The organism is Actinophytocola sp. (genome assembly GCF_035712165.1).
GTDB lineage: Bacteria > Actinomycetota > Actinomycetes > Mycobacteriales > Pseudonocardiaceae > DASYTH01.
This window is the reverse complement of record NZ_DASTBH010000545.1, coordinates 1-14,319: the sequence shown is the minus strand read 5'-3', so window position 1 is coordinate 14,319 and position 14,319 is coordinate 1. Positions and strand designations below refer to the sequence as shown.

The following is a 14,319-nucleotide window of genomic DNA, read 5'->3' as shown; positions in this document are numbered from 1 at the left end:
CGGCCCGGGGGGTGTGGGCCGGCGCGGCTCGCGCACCCCGGCGGTGCCCGGGTCGTCGTCGCCGCCGTAGTCGTCGCCGTCGTAGGCGTCGCCGTCGGCCGGCACCGCGGGCCGGCGCGGGCCCAGCGCGTCCCGGCCGGGTCCGTAGCGCAGCGGTCTGCTTACGTTGAGTTGCCGTCTCCCCATACGACCGAGTGTGCCACGGATCACACGAACGTGGCGTGCCAGTCGACCGCCTGGGCATCGGTGAGACCCGCGACCTGGTCGATCACCACGCGCAGCCGCGCGGCGTCGTCGGCCGCGGCCTGCCAGGCCGGGCGAAACGCCGGCTCCAGCGCTTCCGGGGCCTGGGCCGTCAGTGCCTCGACCAGTTCGGCCAGCAGCTCGCGCTGGGCCGTCTGCACGGCCTGGCGGCCCGGGTCGCTCATCACGAAGCGCAACGCGACCGCCTTGAGCAGCGCCACCTCAGCCGCCACCCGGGGCGGCACCACGAGGTCGGCGGCGTAGCGGGTCAGCACCCCGGCGCCGTAGCGCTGCCGGGTCCCGGTGACCGCCGCCGAGGCGAACCGCCCGACCAACTCGCTGGTCAGCCGCTTGAGCGCCACCTGGGCACCCAGCGAACCGTCGTAGTGGGCACCGGCCAGCTCAGCCACCCCGGGCAGCCGCAGCAGCCCGCAGCCCGCCTCCTCCAGCGCCGACGCCGGCTCCGTGGAGAAGTGCTTGGCCGCGAGCCCGGCCAGCGCCGCCCGCTCGGCCGGGTCGGCGAGCGTCGCCAGCGAGATCCGGCCGGCGCGTACCCCGTCCTCCACGTCGTGCACGGAGTAGGCCACGTCGTCGGCCCAGTCCATCACCTGGGCCTCCAGACAGCGTCGCTCGCCCGGGGCGCCCTGCCGGATCCAGTCGAACACGGCCCGGTCGTCGTCGTAGACCCCGAACTTGGCCAGCCCCGGCTTGCGCGCCCACGGGTACTTCGTGGCCGCGTCCAGGCAGGCGCGGGTGAGGTTGAGCCCGTGCTCGCTGCCGTCCTCGCCGAGCACCTTCGGTTCCAGCCTGGTCAGGATCCGCAGTGTCTGGGCGTTGCCCTCGAACCCGCCGCAGGCCGCGGCGGCGGCGTCCAGCGCGGTCTCGCCGTTGTGCCCGAACGGCGGATGGCCGATGTCGTGGGCGAGCCCCGCGGTGTCCACCACGTCCGGGTCGGCCCCCAGCTCCTCGGCGATGCCCCGGCCGATCTGGGCCACCTCGAGCGAATGCGTCAACCGGGTCCGCGGGATGCCGCTCACCTCGGAGCCCTCGTGCGGCCCGACCACCTGGGTCTTGCCGGCCAGCCGGCGCAGCGCCGCCGAGTGCAGCACCCGGGCCCGGTCCCGGTCGAACGGGGTGCGCCGGGACGGCCAGGCGCCGGGCAGCGTGGCCGACTTCGGCGGCTCGGGACGCGCCCGTTCGGTGTCGTGGCCGGTGTAGCCCGGAAGCGGACCCGTCACTTCGCCCCCGTCACTTGTCCGCCGTGACGTCCTCGTTGATGCCGATGCCCTCGGCGGTCGCCCGGGTGAGGCGGTAGTAGAGCAGGGCCGCGGTCTCCCGGGCGATGTACCGCAGCTGGGTTCCCCTGGTCTGCACGATCGGCCCGCTGTGCGTGGGCGAGGTCCAGGCGTCCAGCCCGACGTCGGCCGCCATGGTGCGGGCCCGCTGCGAGTGCCACGGGTCGCTCACGATCACCGCGGTGCGCCAGCCCCGAGCCTTCACCGCGTCGGCGACCGCGCGCAGCGTCCCCAGCGTGTCGGTGCCCTCGTCCACCTCGATCACCCGGTCCCGGGGCACGCCCTGGGCGGTGAGCCAGCGGCCGCCGGCGTCGGCCTCGGTGTAGTTGTCCCCCGCCTGCCGGCCGCCCGCGGTGACGATGTGCCCGGCGACGCCGTCCTGGTAGAGCGTCATCGCGTGGCGCAGCCGGGCTTCCAGGATCTTCGAGGGCTTGCCGTCGTACTGCGCGGCGCCGAGCACCACCACGACGTCGGCCGGGCTGCGGTCGTCCACCCGGGCCACCTGCCAGACCCGCACCCCGGTGCCGGCGACGACCAGCGCGCCGATCAGAAGTACGCCCAACACCAGCCGCCGAACGAACCGCATGGTCGCCATCCTCGCAGACCGGGAGCGGATCAGGAGACGCCGATGAGCTGGCCGGCCAGGTAGGACTCCAGCGCGTCCAGCGACACCCGCTCCTGGGACATCGTGTCGCGCTCCCGAACGGTCACGGCCTGGTCGCTCAACGTGTCGAAGTCGACGGTCACGCAGAACGGCGTGCCGATCTCGTCCTGGCGGCGGTAGCGCCGGCCGATCGCGCCGGCGTCGTCGAAGTCCACGTTCCAGTGCCGGCGCAGCGCGGTCGCGACGTCCTTGGCCTTCGGGGACAGGTCAGCGTTGCGGGACAACGGAAGCACCGCCACCTTGACCGGCGCGAGCCGCCGGTCCAGCCGCAGCACCACCCGCTTGTCCACGCCGCCCTTGGCGTTGGGCGCCTCGTCCTCGGCGTAGGCGTCGAGCAGGAAGGCCATCAGCGGACGTCCGACCCCGGCCGCCGGTTCGATCACGAACGGCCGGTACCGCGAGTTGGTGGCCTGGTCGAAGTAGGACAGGTCCACACCGGAATGGTTGGAGTGCGTGGTGAGGTCGAAGTCGGTCCGGTTCGCGATGCCTTCCAGCTCGCCCCATTCCAGGCCGCCGAACTGGAACCGGTACTCGATGTCCACGGTGCGCTTGGAGTAGTGCGACAGCTTCTCCGCCGGGTGCTCGTAGACGCGCAGGTTGTCCTTGACGATGCCGAGATCGGTGTACCAGCGCATCCGCTCGTCGATCCAGTACTGGTGCCACTCCTCGTCGGTGCCCGGCTCGACGAAGAACTCCATCTCCATCTGCTCGAACTCGCGGGTGCGGAAGATGAAGTTGCCCGGCGTGATCTCGTTGCGGAACGACTTGCCGATCTGCCCGATGCCGAACGGCGGCTTGCGCCGCGAGGTGGTCAGCACGTTGAGGAAGTTGACGAAGATGCCCTGCGCGGTCTCCGGCCGCAGGTAGTGCAGGCCCTCCTCGGACTCCACCGGCCCGAGGTGGGTCTTGAGCATCATGTTGAACTCGCGCGGCTCGGTGTACTGGCCGCGGTTGCCGCAGTGCGGGCAGGGCACTTCGGACAGGTCGTGCTCGGCGACCGCCTTTCCGGTGCGCTGGGCGTACTCCTCGACCAGTTGGTCCTCGCGGAACCGGCGGTGGCAGGAGGTGCACTCGACCAGCGGGTCGTGGAACGCGGCCACGTGTCCGGAGGCCAGCCACACCTGGCGCGGCAGGATCACCGAGGAGTCCAGGCCGACCACGTCCTCGCGGCCCTGCACCATGGCCTTCCACCAGGCGCGCTTGATGTTCTCCTTGAGCTCCACGCCGAGCGGGCCGTAGTCCCATGCCGACCGGGTTCCGCCGTAGATCTCGCCGCACGGGTAGACGAACCCGCGACGCTTGCACAGGCTGACAACGGTCTCGATGCGATCGGCAGGCACGGGCACTCCATGGCTTGGATACCAGCGGCGGGGGAAGACTCCTCAGCGTACCCGCGGGCCGGCCGCCCCGAACGGGGGATACAGGGGTTGTAGCAAGATGAACATCATGGCCCGTGACCGACGTTCAAGCCGGCAACAAATGCTCGCCGGCTCCGGCCCGTTGGCCAAGGTGCCGCCGGTGGTGGCGTTCCTGGTGGTCATCGCGGTGTTCGCGGTGGCCATCGTGGTTCGCGGCCCGCTCGGCGCGGTGCTGCTCGGGGCGCTCGCGATCGGCGTCGGGGTGCTGCTGTCGGCCACCTGGGGCGTGCTCGGCCCGGCGGCGCGGGCCGGCCGGGTGGTGATCCTGTGCGTGCTGGCGGCCGCGGCGCTGTCCATGCTGCTGGTGCGGTAGTCCCTGGGCGCACGCCCTTGTCCGGCCGGATCCAACTACACTGTTGAACACGGTAACCACTGCGAACTGGAGTGACCGTGACCTCGGAAGCCGCACCGGACACGCTGCCGGCCGCCGAGCACTCTCCGGACCGCCCGGCGATCGCCCCGGTCACCCGCCGGCCGGCGGGCACGCTGGCCGCGGCCGGCGATCTGCTCCGGGCGCTCGCGGCGCCGGTGCGCATCGCGATCGTGCTCGAACTGCGTGCTGCGGACCGGTGTGTGCACGAACTGGTCGACGCGCTCGGGGTGGCCCAACCACTGATCAGCCAGCACCTGCGGGTGCTCAAGGCGGCCGGCGTGGTGCACGGCGAGCGGCACGGTCGCGAGGTGGTCTACCGCCTCGTCGACGAGCACCTGTCGCACATCGTCGTCGACGCGGTGGCGCACGCGGAGGAAGGCAGCCGGTGACCGACCGCAGCTTCCCGCTGGTGCCCGGCCGGCGCTCGACGAAACAGCGGGCCGCGGTCGCCGAACTGCTCGAGCAGACCACCGACTTCCGCTCCGCCCAGGACCTGCACGAGGAGTTGCGCAAGCGCGGCCAGGGCATCGGGCTGACCACCGTCTACCGCACGCTGCAGTCGCTGGCCGACGCCGGCGAGATCGACGTGCTGCGCACCGACACCGGCGAGGCCGTCTACCGGCGTTGCTCCGAGCACCACCACCACCATCTGGTGTGCCGCGGCTGCGGACGCACGGTGGAGGTCGAGGGGCCGGCCGTGGAGCGGTGGGCCGAACGGGTCGCGGCGGAGAACGGCTTCTCCGCGGTGAGCCACACGGTCGAGGTGTTCGGCACCTGCGCGGCCTGCGTGGGCTGAGCCCGGCGCCGCCGTTGGAAAGCAACGTGGCATTGCTTTCCAACGGGGGCCGTGCGCTCAGAAACCGTTGTCGGAGATCACCTTGGCGTACCACCGGGCACTCTGCTTCGGGGTGCGGACCTGGGTGGTGTAGTCGACGTGCACGATGCCGAACCGCTTCGCGTAGCCCTCGGCCCACTCGAAGTTGTCCAGCAGCGACCAGTAGAAGTAGCCGCGCAGGTCGACTCCCCGCTCGATCGCGGCGTGCGCGGCGCGCAGGTGCGCGTCCAGGAACTCGATCCGGTCCACGTCCCGGATCGTGCCGTCGTCGGCGAACACGTCCCGGTAGGCGGCGCCGTTCTCGGTGATGTGCAACGGAATCGCCGGGTAGTCCTGGTGCACCCGGATCAGCGTGTCGAGCAGGCCGGGTGGCTGCACCTCCCAGCCGCTGTCGGTCAGCGGCATCCCGGTGGACAGGAACCGGACGTGCTCGGCCCCGATCCAGTCCGACGGGCCCTGCGGCGCGTTGTCCGGCGCCCCGGAAACCATGTGCCCCCGGTAGTAGTTGACGCCGAGCAGGTCCAGCGGCGCGGAGATCAGTTCCAGGTCGCCATCCTGGATGTGCTCGGTGAGGCCGTACGGGGCCAGGTGTTCGACCATGTCGGCCGGATAGGCCCCGCGCAGCACCGGGTCGAGGAAGATCCGGTTCTGCAGGCCGTCGACGATCCGCGCGGCCTCCCGGTCGGCCGGCGAGTCCGGGTCGGCCGCCTCCACCGGGAACAGGTTGAGGGTGACGCCGGCGTCGGCGGCCGGGGCCTGCGCGCGGACCGCGGCGATCCCGAGGCCGTGCGCCAGCAGCAGGTGGTGCACGGCGGCGACCGCGGCCCGCGGCTCGGTGCGACCCGGCGCGTGGATTCCGCTGGCATAGCCGAGAAAGGCCGAACACCACGGCTCGTTGAGCGTGGTCCAGACCGGCACCCGGTCACCCAGCCGGCCCAGCACCGCGTCGACGTACTCGGCGAAGCGGTATGCGGTGTCCCGGTTGGTCCAGCCACCGCGCTCCTCGAGGGCCTGCGGGAGATCCCAGTGGTAGAAGGTCGCCCACGGAGCGATGCCGTTGTCCAGCAACAGGTCGACCAGCCGCTCGTAGAAGTCCAGCCCGCGCGGGTTGACCTCGCCGCCGTCCGGGCGCACCCGGGGCCAGGCGATGGAGAACCGGTACGCGCCCAGCCCGAGTTCGGCCATCAGCGCGACATCGCGTTCGTAGCGACGGTAGTGGTCCACGGCGGGGTCGCCGGTGTCACCGTCGCACACCGCGCCCGGCCGGCGGCAGAATTCGTCCCAGATGGAGTCCGTTCGGCCGTCCACAGTGGTCGATCCCTCGATCTGGAAGGCCGCGGTGGCGGCGCCCCAGACGAAGCCGGGCGGGAACCTGTGGGTTACTACTCCCTCCGAGTCCGATGTGGATCTGACCTCTTCAGGGATTACAGACACTTCTCACCCCTTAACGGCGCCATGCATGATCCCGGCCACGATCTGGCGGCCGAGCAGGATCAGAATGATCAAGATCGGGATGGTGGCCAGCGTCGTGCCGGCGAGCACCAACGAGTAGTCGACGTAGTAGCCGGCCTGCAGCTTCTCCAACGCGACCTGCACCGTCGGGTTATCGGCGTTGAGCACGATCAGGGGCCACATGAAGTCGTTCCACGAGGTCATGAACGTGAACATGGCCAGGAACGCGGCTGCCGGCCGAACCGCGGGCAGGCACACGTGCCAGTACACGCGGATCATGCTGCAACCGTCCACCCTGGCCGCTTCGATCAGTTCGTAGGGCACCACCTGTGCGGTGTACTGCCGCATCCAGAACACACCGATCGCCGTGACCAGGTTGGGCACCATGGCCGCCCACAGGGTCCCGGTCCAGCCGAGATCGGACATCGCGATGTAGAGGGGAATGATGCCGAGCTGGGTCGGCACGGCGAGCGTGGCGACCACGAACAGGAACAGGCCGTCCCGGCCGCGGAACCGCAGTTTGGCGAACGCGAAACCGGCCAGGGTGGAGAAGAACACCGTGGTGAGCGTGACCACCCCGCCGACGATCACGCTGTTGCCGAGTGCCTTCCAGAACGGGACCGTGTCGAACACCCGTGCCGCGTTGGCGAAGAAGTTGCCGCCGGGCAGCAGTGGCGGAACGTGCTCGGTGAGGATCGACGTGTCCCGGCTGGCCACCAGAAACGACCAGTACAGCGGGAACGCCGAGCCGAGCAGGAACGCGATCAGCAGGCCGTAGACCCAGAACCGCGCCCGCCGGTCGCCGAAGGTCAGGCCCCGGCGCCCCCTGGACGCCGGGGTTCGCCTGCCGAGCAACGTCACGGCGGTCATCGGTCTGCCTCACCACTGGATGCGATTCGTCTGGTCAACAGGAAATTGATCAGCGCGAACACGATGATCACGAGGAACAGTGCCCAGGCGATCGCCGAGGCGTAGCCGAGGTCCTGGTACTGGAACCCGGACTGGTACATGTAGAGCGTCACGGTCTGGAACTGGTTCTCCGCCCCGCCGTTGCTCGAGCCCGGCAGTTCGGTGAACAGCCTCGGCTCGGTGAAGATCTGCAGGCCGCCGATCGTCGACGTGATGATCACGAAGATCAGCGTGGGTCTCAGCAGCGGCAGCACGATGCTGACGAACCTGCGCACGGCGTTCGCGCCGTCCACGACCGCCGCCTCGATCAGATCGCGCGGGATGGCCTGCATGGCCGCCAGCACGATCAGCGTGTTGTACCCGGTCCACCGCCAGTTCACCATGACCGCGATGGCGACGTGGCTGGCGAGCCGGTCGTTCTGCCAGTTGATCCGGTCCAGCCCGAACGTCTCCAGCACGCTGTTGACCAGGCCGTACTGGACGCCGAACAGGTTGCCGAAGATGATCCCCACCGCGACCAGGCTGGCCACGTAGGGAACCAGCACCCCGACCCGCCATCCGGTGGAGGCTCGCAGGTTGGTGTTGAGCAGCGCGGCGAGCAGCACCGCGATGATCACCTGCGGAACGCTGGAGAGCAGGAAGATGCTCACGGTGTTGACCAGCGCGTTCCAGAACTGGTCGTCGCCGAGCAGGGTCGCGTAGTTCTCCAGCCCGATGAACTTGCCGGTGTCGTCGAGCAGTTCCCAGTCGAACAGCGAGATGTAGGCGGTGAACAGCAGCGGGAACAGCCCGGTGATCGCGAACAGGATGAAGAACGGCGAGATGAACAGGTACGGCGAGTACCTGACGTCGGCGATGCTCAGCTTCTGCCGGAGGCTGAGCTTCTGTCTGTTCCGTGGTGCTGGATCCCGCGATGCCGGTGGCGATACCGGTTTGGTGATCGTTTCCGACATGGCGATTCCTTTCGGCGTGCGTGCGTGGCTTCGCGCCCGGTCCGGCGGGAACCGACCCAGCCGGACCGGGCGCGACGATCCACTACTTGGCGATGCGCTTGGCGGCGTCGACCGCCTGCTGCCATCCTTCCGCCGCCGACTTGCCCTGCTCAACGGCCTGCAGAGCCGGGCTCATCGCGTTCTCCTGGATCTGCCCGTCGCCGGGGCCCTTGTACTGGGCCGGACCGACCTTGCGGGCCATCTTCGCGAACAGCTCGCCGTCCTTGACGCCACCGAAGTACGGGTTGGTGGCGGACAGCAGCTCGCCCGCTTCCAGGGCCTTGACCTGGCTGGGGAAGGTGCCCTTCGCCTTGAACGCCTTGATCTGCTGCTCGGGCGCGGTCAGCCACGCGGCGAGCTCAGCGGCCTCCTTCGGGTGCTTGCTCTGCTTGGGGACGGTCAGGTACGAGCCGCCCCAGTTGCCGCCGCCGTCGGGGAAGGCGTCGGTGACGGCCCACTTGCCGGACAGCTCGGGACCGGACTGCTCCTTGATCACACCGAGCATCCAGCCCGGGCAGGTCTTGGTGGCGAACGCGCCGGTCTTGAAGCCGCTGTTCCACTCGTTGCTGAACGCGGCGAGCTTGGCGGTCTGGCCGCGCCCACCGGCCGCGGTCACCTTGTCGAAGTTCTTCTTGATGTCCGGGTTGGACTCGATGACCAGCTTGTCTTCCTTGTCGATGTAACCGACCTTGAGCTGGTTCTGCATGGCGTTGAAGATCTGCGAGTCGCTGTCGAACCAGGCCTTGCCGGTCTTGGCGACGTACTGGTCACCGGCGGCGAAGTAGGAGTCCCACGTGGCGAACAGCGGCTTGACCGCCTCCGGCTCGAACGGCATGCCGGCTGCCTGCAGCAGGTCCTTGCGGTAGCACATGGCCAGCGGACCGATGTCGGTGCCGTAGCCGATCAGCGTGCCGTCCTTGGCCTTGGCCGCGTCGTACTTCCAGTCCAGCCAGCGCTCCTTGTTGACGTCCTTGGGGCCGATCTGCTCCAGGTTGTTGAACAGCTGCGGCTTGCTCAACACGTCGGAGAGGTGGCCCTCCTCAAGGGCGGACACGTCCGCCGCCCCCGATCCGCCGGCCAGCTTGGTGAGCAGCGCCTCGTGGTACGGGCCGCCCTGACCGACCTTGTCGTGCTTGATCGTGATGTTGGAGTGCTGGGCCATGTACTCCTTGATCAAGTCCTCATAGCCGAACTCGCCGAACGTCGAAAGGGTGAGCTCAACTGGCCCGGACGAAGTGGTGCCGCCGGAACCTCCGGCGCCTTCGTCGCCACCGCAGCCCGACAGTGAGCACGCGGTGACCAGGGCGATCGCGCCGAAGAACGCCCTCTGTAGCTGTTGTCGCACGTCAAACCCCTTGCTGACGAGTGGGGACTCTGGGAGCGCTCCCAGAATTGGTGGGGCTGAGTCTGGCTCTGACCCCCGGGTATGTCAAGGCACTGTGCCTGTTGTGTTACGGGTTCGTTTGAGAGCGCTCCCAGATGCAGTACGCTGCACTGCGTGGCAGCCGGACCCAGCCAGGACGAACGTCCCACGCTCGAAGACGTCGCAGCATACGCTGGCGTCTCGCGATCGACCGCGTCCCGGGCGCTCAATGACGACGCCTACGTCAGCAGTCGGTCGCGCGAGGTGGTCCTCGCGGCGGCCGCGGCGCTCGGATACTCACCCAACCAGGCCGCCCGGTCCCTGGTCACGAAGCGGACCGGCGCGGTGGCCCTGGTGCTGTCCGAGCCCGAGTCAAAGGTACTGGACGACCCCTATTTCGCGGCCATCATGCACGGCGCGTTTCGCGAGCTCACCGCGGCCGGGATGCAGATGCTGCTGATGTTCGTCGACACCCGGGACGACGTGCCGAGGACCATCCGCTTCCTGGAGGGCGGCCACGTCGACGGCGCGCTGGTCATCGCCCCGCACAAGGGCGACCCGCTGCCCACGGCGCTGCGGCTGCTCCGGCTGCCGGTGGTGTTCGGTGGCCGGCCCGGCACGATCAGCCGGGGCATCCACACCGTCGACTTCGACAACCAGGGCGGCGCCCGGATGGCCGTCGAACACCTGCTCGGCATCGGCCGCACCCGGATCGCCACCGTGACCGGCCCGCTCGACCACCCCGCCGCCCGGGACCGGCTCACCGGCTGGGAGGACGCCCTGATCGGGGAGAACCTGCCGATCGAGGGCATGTGCGAGTCCGGCGACTTCACCCTGGAGGGTGGCGAGCGGGCGATGCGCAGTCTGCTGCGCCGCTGCCCGGACCTCGACGCCGTGTTCGCCGCCAGCGACCCCATGGCGGCCGGGGCGATGCGCACCCTCATCGCGCAGGGCCGGCGCATCCCCGAGGACGTCGCCGTGGTCGGCTTCGACGATCACCCGACCCTGGCGCCGGCCATGAACCCGCCGCTGACCTCGGTGCACCAGGACCCGCGCGAGCAGATCGGCGCCATGGTCCGCACCCTGATCGCGCTGCTCGCCGGCGACCCGGTGCGGCCGGGAACGAAGATCCTGCCGGTGTCCATCGCGCGCCGGGGCTCGGCCTAGCCGGCTCTCGGAATTTTGTGCGGTTGTTACGTTCCGGTGAAGGGTGCTACCGCTAGCCCTGCCGCGCGCCGGTGTGCAGCAGTTCGGCGCGCAGCTGGGAGGCGGTGGACACCACCAGCATCAGCAGCGTGCCCAGGGCCGGCGGGGCCAGGCCGTCGGCCGGGAACGCGTAGCGCAGCGTGACATCCATGCCCCGGTCGGTGTGCACAACGCCGAGCGTGCCGAACAGGCCCTGACCGGCCCGCTCGGCCGCGGACACGGCCAGCGCCGGGTCGTCCGGCAGGTCCCAGGCCACCACGCAGGTCAGGCTCAGCACGACCAGGCCCTCGGACAGCTCCATCGCGTGCACCGCGCACGGCACCTCGCCGTGCCGGAACGTCAGGGTGCCGTCCACATCGCTGTTGACGTCGTGGAACTGCTCCAGCGCGGTTCGCGTCCGCTCGATCAGGTCGCTCGTCAAACCTCTTCCCTTTCCGGCTCGGCCGCGCTGTCGATGGCGCCCCCGAAGCGCCGGTCGCGGCTGGCGAACTCCTCGCAGGCCCGCCACAGGTCCCGCCGGTCGAAGTCCGGCCACAGGATGTCCTGGAACACCAGCTCGGCGTAGGCGGACTGCCACAGCATGAAGTTGGACGTGCGGCGCTCCCCCGACGGGCGGATGAACAGGTCCACGTCCGGCATGTCCGGCTCGTGGAGGTACCGGGCGACGGTCCGCTCGTCCACCTTGTCCGGGTTGATCCGCCCGGCCGCGGCCAGCCGGGCGATCTCCCGCGCCGCGTCGCCGATCTCGGCCCGGCCGCCGTAGTTCACGCACATCGCCAGGTGCAGCACGTCGTTGTCGCGGGTGCGCTGCTCGGCCGACTCCAGCTCGCGGATCACGCTGCGCCACAGCCGGGGCCGCCGGCCGACCCAGTGCACCCGCACCCCCATCGCGTCCAGCGCGTCGGTGCGGCGGTGGATCACGTCCCGGGAGAAGCCCATCAGGAAGCGGACCTCCTCGGGGCTGCGCCGCCAGTTCTCCGTGGAGAACGCGTACAGCGACAGCCAGCGCACCCCCAGCTCGATGCAGCCGGCGGCCACGTCCACCACCACCGCCTCGCCGCGCTTGTGCCCCTCGATCCTGGTCAGCCCGCGCTGGTTGGCCCAGCGCCCGTTGCCGTCCATGACGATCGCCACGTGCCGGGGCACCAGCTCGGCGGGGATGGCCGGCGGCCGGGCTCCGGACGGGTGCGGCTGCGGCGGCTGCACCGGCCCGGCCGGGTCCGGCGCGCCCTTCCGTCGTCGCAGCATGTCCCGACCGTACTTCAGAGGGACTTCCGCTCCACCAGCGGCAGCGAGCGGAGCTGGCGTTCCAGGTGCCACTGCAGCAGCGCGGCCACCAGACCGCTGCCCTCCCGCCTGGCCCCGGCCGGCGCGGCGTCCACCCGGCCCCACTGCCCGTGCATCAGGGCGTCCAGCAGGTCCAGCGTCTCCGGCGCCGGGGTGGCCGAGCCGGGCGGGCGGCAGCGCGGGCAGACCGAGCCGCCGGCCGCCACGCTGAACGAGCGGTGCGGGCCCGGCTCGTTGCACCGGGCGCACTCGAGCACCGCAGGCGACCAGCCGGCGAAGGCCATCGCCCGGAGCAGGAAGGCGTCCAGCACCAGCGTGGCGTCCCGCTGCCCGTCGGCCAGCGCCCGCAACGCCCCGGCCACCAGCAGGTAGAGCCGCAGCACCGGCTCCCCCTCCTCGGCGGAGAGCCGGTCGGCGGTCTCCAGCACGGCGCAGGCGGCGGTGTAACGCGGGTAGTCACCGACCAGGCCGGCGCCGAACGCGTCGAGGGTCTGCACCTGAGTGATGATGTCCAGCGTGCGCCCGGTGTAGAACTGCACGTCGACGTGGGCGAACGGCTCCACCCGCGCGCCGAACCGGGAGGTCGTGCGGCGCACCCCCTTGGCCACCGCGCGGACCTTGCCGTGCCGCTGGGTGAGCAGCGTGATGATCCGGTCCGCCTCGCCGAGCTTCTGCACGCGCAGCACCACACCGGTGTCGCGGTACAGGGTCACGTGCTACATCGTCGCATAGCGCAGGTAGACCACCCCGGAACCGAAGGTCCGCGTCTCCAGGTGACGCAGGCCGATCCGGTCGGCCAACTTCGGGAAGAACGGGGTGCCGGCGCCGAGCACCACCGGAGCGATCACGACGTGGAACTCGTCGATCAGGCGGTGCGGCATCAGGCTGGCCGCCAGGCCCGCGCCGCCGACCTGGATCTCCTTGCCGGGCGCCCGTTTGAGCTCACGAACCAGCTCGATCGGGTCCCCGCCGGCCAGCCGGGCATGCCCCTCGACCTCGGTCAGGGTGGTGGAGAACACGATCTTGGGAGTGGCCCGCCAGAGCCGGGCGTAGTCGACCACGTACGCCGGTGCGTCCGGGTCCTGGTCGGCGGTCGGCCAGTACCGCTGCATCAGCTGGTACAGCCGGCGGCCGTAGAGGTAAAGGTCGCTCTCCCGGGCCTGGTCGTTGTAAAACTCGTGTAACTCCTGGTCGGGCGCGCTCCAGTCGATCTCGTCGTCCGGCCCGGCGATGAAACCGTCCAGGGACACGGTGAACCCGTAGCTGATCCGGCGCATGGTCTAGAACCCTAGGCGGCGCAGCTGTTTGGGGTCGCGCTGCCAGTCCTTGGCCACCTTGACGTGCAGGTCGAGGTAGATCTTGCTGCCCAGCAGCGCCTCGATCTGCCGGCGGGCGGTCGTGCCGACCTCGCGCAGCCGCTCGCCCTTGTGCCCCAGGATGATCCCTTTCTGGCTGGGGCGTTCGACGTAGAGCAGGGCGTGCACGTCGATCATGTCGTCCCGGCCCTCGTGCGGCACCATCTCCTCGACGGTGACGGCGATCGAGTGCGGCAGTTCGTCGCGCACGCCCTCCAGGGCGGCCTCCCGGATCAGCTCCGCGACCAGGGTGGCCTCCGGCTCGTCGGTCAGCTCACCGCCCGGATACAGCGGCGGTCCCTCCGGCAGCCGCGTCACCAGGAGGTCGGCCAGGGCGCCGACCTGGAAGCCGTCCACCGCCGACACCGGGATCAGCTCGGCGAACTCCAGCACGTCCTGCAGCTCCAGCAACTGCTCCGCCACCTGCTCCGGCCGCACCAGGTCGGTCTTGGTCACCACCCCGATCACCGGCGTGCGCCGCGCGACCTTGGCCAGCTCCTTGGCGATGAACCGGTCCCCCGGCCCGACCCGCTCGTCTGCCGGCACACAGAACCCCACGACGTCCACTTCGGACCAGGTCTCCCGCACCACGTCGTTGAGCCGCTGACCCAACAGGGTCCGCGGCCGGTGCAGCCCCGGAGTGTCCACGATGACCAGCTGCGCGTCCTGTCGGTGCACGATCCCCCGGATGGCGTGCCGGGTCGTCTGCGGCTTGCTCGACGTGATCGCCACCTTGGTCCCCACCAAGGCGTTGGTCAGCGTCGACTTCCCGGCGTTGGGCCGGCCGACCAGGCAGGCGAAGCCGCAGCGGTGCGTCACGTCTCCGTGCTCTCCCGCACGGAGCCGTCGACGGCGCAGCCCACCACCGGCACCCCCGGGCCGCCCAGGTCACGCACCACGTCCACGTCGGAGGCGTGCAGGGGCTGC

The 14,319-nt window shown here is 70.4% G+C and carries 17 protein-coding genes; 4 read left to right on the top strand and 13 right to left on the bottom strand.

Annotation, left to right across the window (positions count from 1 at the left end):
- The 4 genes from VFO68_RS30940 to VFO68_RS30925 all read right to left on the bottom strand — a co-directional run.
- Positions 1-186, bottom strand: a 186-nt coding sequence (locus VFO68_RS30940; RefSeq protein WP_325161953.1) for a hypothetical protein, incomplete at its 3' end; no start/stop codon positions are given.
- A 20-nt stretch (positions 187-206) separates the two neighbouring features.
- Positions 207-1,481: a deoxyguanosinetriphosphate triphosphohydrolase gene (locus VFO68_RS30935; RefSeq protein ID WP_325161952.1), complete on the bottom strand. Its 1,275-nt coding sequence runs from the start codon at positions 1,479-1,481 to the stop codon at positions 207-209.
- A 10-nt stretch (positions 1,482-1,491) separates the two neighbouring features.
- On the bottom strand, positions 1,492-2,124 hold the full coding sequence (locus tag VFO68_RS30930; RefSeq protein ID WP_325161951.1) for a YdcF family protein: 633 nt from the start codon (positions 2,122-2,124) through the stop codon (positions 1,492-1,494).
- Between the two features lie 29 nt (positions 2,125-2,153).
- A complete protein-coding gene (locus tag VFO68_RS30925) occupies positions 2,154-3,542 on the bottom strand; it encodes a glycine--tRNA ligase (protein ID WP_325161950.1) in 1,389 nt (462 codons plus the stop codon).
- A gap of 106 nt (positions 3,543-3,648) precedes the next feature.
- On the opposite strand from VFO68_RS30925, the gene VFO68_RS30920 reads away from it, so the two are divergent.
- The 3 genes from VFO68_RS30920 to VFO68_RS30910 all read left to right on the top strand — a co-directional run bounded on the left by VFO68_RS30920 (position 3,649) and on the right by VFO68_RS30910 (position 4,789).
- Entirely contained in the window at positions 3,649-3,933 is a 285-nt protein-coding gene (locus VFO68_RS30920; RefSeq protein ID WP_325161949.1) for a hypothetical protein, read from the top strand.
- A gap of 104 nt (positions 3,934-4,037) precedes the next feature.
- Entirely contained in the window at positions 4,038-4,382 is a 345-nt protein-coding gene (locus VFO68_RS30915; RefSeq protein WP_414635607.1) for an ArsR/SmtB family transcription factor, read from the top strand.
- Complete coding sequence (locus VFO68_RS30910; RefSeq protein WP_325161948.1) at positions 4,379-4,789, top strand: Fur family transcriptional regulator; 411 nt, start codon at positions 4,379-4,381, stop codon at positions 4,787-4,789. The genes VFO68_RS30915 and VFO68_RS30910 overlap by 4 nt, the downstream gene beginning before the upstream one ends.
- A 57-nt stretch (positions 4,790-4,846) precedes the next feature.
- On the opposite strand, the gene VFO68_RS30905 is transcribed toward VFO68_RS30910, so the two are convergent.
- From VFO68_RS30905 to VFO68_RS30890, 4 genes are all read right to left on the bottom strand, one after another.
- Complete coding sequence (locus VFO68_RS30905) at positions 4,847-6,253, bottom strand: GH1 family beta-glucosidase (RefSeq protein ID WP_325161954.1); 1,407 nt, start codon at positions 6,251-6,253, stop codon at positions 4,847-4,849.
- Between the two features lie 12 nt (positions 6,254-6,265).
- Positions 6,266-7,150, bottom strand: coding sequence for a carbohydrate ABC transporter permease (locus tag VFO68_RS30900; RefSeq protein WP_325161947.1), 885 nt, complete (start codon positions 7,148-7,150; stop codon positions 6,266-6,268).
- A complete protein-coding gene (locus tag VFO68_RS30895) occupies positions 7,147-8,142 on the bottom strand; it encodes a sugar ABC transporter permease (protein ID WP_325161946.1) in 996 nt (331 codons plus the stop codon). Before VFO68_RS30895 ends, VFO68_RS30900 begins: the two co-directional genes overlap by 4 nt.
- Before the next feature lie 82 nt (positions 8,143-8,224).
- Entirely contained in the window at positions 8,225-9,526 is a 1,302-nt protein-coding gene (locus tag VFO68_RS30890) for an ABC transporter substrate-binding protein (protein ID WP_325161945.1), read from the bottom strand.
- Positions 9,527-9,679: 153 nt separating this feature from the next.
- Between VFO68_RS30890 and VFO68_RS30885 the strand changes: the two genes are divergently transcribed.
- Positions 9,680-10,711: a LacI family DNA-binding transcriptional regulator gene (locus VFO68_RS30885; protein ID WP_325161944.1), complete on the top strand. Its 1,032-nt coding sequence runs from the start codon at positions 9,680-9,682 to the stop codon at positions 10,709-10,711.
- Positions 10,712-10,763: 52 nt separating this feature from the next.
- Here the strand turns inward: VFO68_RS30885 and VFO68_RS30880 are convergent, their stop codons facing one another.
- Genes VFO68_RS30880 through era form a run of 5 tightly spaced genes read right to left on the bottom strand, consistent with a single transcriptional unit; the run spans position 10,764 to position 14,211 of the window.
- Entirely contained in the window at positions 10,764-11,171 is a 408-nt protein-coding gene (locus VFO68_RS30880) for a hypothetical protein (RefSeq protein ID WP_325161943.1), read from the bottom strand.
- Positions 11,168-11,998 carry an isoprenyl transferase gene (locus VFO68_RS30875; RefSeq protein ID WP_325161942.1) on the bottom strand — a complete coding sequence of 277 codons (831 nt, stop codon included), beginning with the start codon at positions 11,996-11,998 and terminating at the stop codon, positions 11,168-11,170. Before VFO68_RS30875 ends, VFO68_RS30880 begins: the two co-directional genes overlap by 4 nt.
- A 14-nt stretch (positions 11,999-12,012) precedes the next feature.
- Positions 12,013-12,750, bottom strand: a complete 738-nt coding sequence (recO, locus tag VFO68_RS30870) for a DNA repair protein RecO (RefSeq protein WP_325161941.1) — start codon at positions 12,748-12,750, stop codon at positions 12,013-12,015.
- Between the two features lie 3 nt (positions 12,751-12,753).
- A complete protein-coding gene (locus tag VFO68_RS30865) occupies positions 12,754-13,314 on the bottom strand; it encodes a dihydrofolate reductase family protein (RefSeq protein ID WP_325161940.1) in 561 nt (186 codons plus the stop codon).
- Between the two features lie 3 nt (positions 13,315-13,317).
- Entirely contained in the window at positions 13,318-14,211 is an 894-nt protein-coding gene (gene era / locus VFO68_RS30860) for a GTPase Era (RefSeq protein ID WP_325161939.1), read from the bottom strand.
- Positions 14,212-14,319 lie beyond the last annotated feature (108 nt).

Coding starts and splice junctions, on each gene's coding strand:
- VFO68_RS30930 (WP_325161951.1), bottom strand. CDS start 2,124: ATGCGGTTCGTTCGGCGGCTGGTGTTGGGCGTACTTCTGATCGGCGCG.
- VFO68_RS30920 (WP_325161949.1), top strand. CDS start 3,649: ATGGCCCGTGACCGACGTTCAAGCCGGCAACAAATGCTCGCCGGCTCC.
- VFO68_RS30900 (WP_325161947.1), bottom strand. CDS start 7,150: ATGACCGCCGTGACGTTGCTCGGCAGGCGAACCCCGGCGTCCAGGGGG.
- VFO68_RS30895 (WP_325161946.1), bottom strand. CDS start 8,142: ATGTCGGAAACGATCACCAAACCGGTATCGCCACCGGCATCGCGGGAT.
- VFO68_RS30875 (WP_325161942.1), bottom strand. CDS start 11,998: ATGCTGCGACGACGGAAGGGCGCGCCGGACCCGGCCGGGCCGGTGCAG.
- VFO68_RS30865 (WP_325161940.1), bottom strand. CDS start 13,314: ATGCGCCGGATCAGCTACGGGTTCACCGTGTCCCTGGACGGTTTCATC.